Source organism: Nocardia sp. NPDC058666 (assembly GCF_042714895.1).
In the GTDB taxonomy this organism is placed as follows: Bacteria; Actinomycetota; Actinomycetes; order Mycobacteriales; family Mycobacteriaceae; genus Nocardia.
Genome location: NZ_JBHXRY010000065.1, coordinates 1 through 880, shown reverse-complemented (window position 1 = coordinate 880; position 880 = coordinate 1). Strand labels below are relative to the sequence as shown.

The window sequence follows — 880 nt, the reverse complement described above, 5'->3', positions numbered from 1 at the left end:
ATTCTGGACGCCGAGGGTGGCTTGATCGCCACCATCTATTCGCGCGACCGCCAGGTGGTCCCTCTCACGGCCATCTCCCCGTACATGCAGAAGGCGATCGTCGCCATCGAGGACTCGCGTTTCTACGAGCACGGCGCGGTCGACCTCAAGGGCATCCTGCGCGCGGTCAACCGCAACGCACAGGAGGGCGGCGCCGCACAGGGCGCCTCCACGCTCACCCAGCAGTACGTGAAGAACGTGTTCGTCGAAGAGGCCGGCGACGACGAGACCAAGGTGCGCGAGGCCCAGGAGAAGAGCCTCGGCCGCAAGATCCGCGAACTGAAGTACTCGATCCAGGTCGAGGAGGAGCTCGGGAAGAAGAAGATCCTCGAGAACTACCTCAACATCACGTACTTCGGTCAGCAGGCCTACGGAATCGAGGCCGCCGCCCAGCGCTACTTCAGCAAGCCGGCCAAGGACCTCACCCTGGAGGAGTCCGCGATGCTGGCCGGCGTCGTGCAATCGCCGAGCCGGTACGACCCGGTGAACGACACGCAGGAAGCGACGAAGCGCCGCAACATCGTCCTCCAGCGGATGGCCGACACCAAGGACGTCTCGCAGGCCGAGGCGGACGCGGCGAAGGCCAAGCCGCTCACCCTCAAGGTCACCAAGCCGAAGAACGGCTGCATCACCGCAGTCAAGGGCGCGGGCTTCTTCTGCGACTACGTGCGCAACTCGTTCCTGACCGACGCGGCCTTCGGCAAGACGCGCGAGGAGCGGGCGAAGGTCTGGAACCAGGGCGGCCTGACGGTCCGCACCACCCTGGACCCGCAGTCGCAGGACGCCGCCAACGAGTCGATCAAGGACCACGTCTACCAGGACGACGCGATCGCGACGGCCG

1 protein-coding gene is annotated in these 880 nt (G+C 65.9%); it reads left to right on the top strand.

Translation table 11 applies throughout. The annotated features are described in order from the left end of the window. The coding region (locus ACFWVD_RS28465; RefSeq protein WP_379247963.1) for a transglycosylase domain-containing protein at positions 1–880 on the top strand (880 nt) is incomplete at both ends.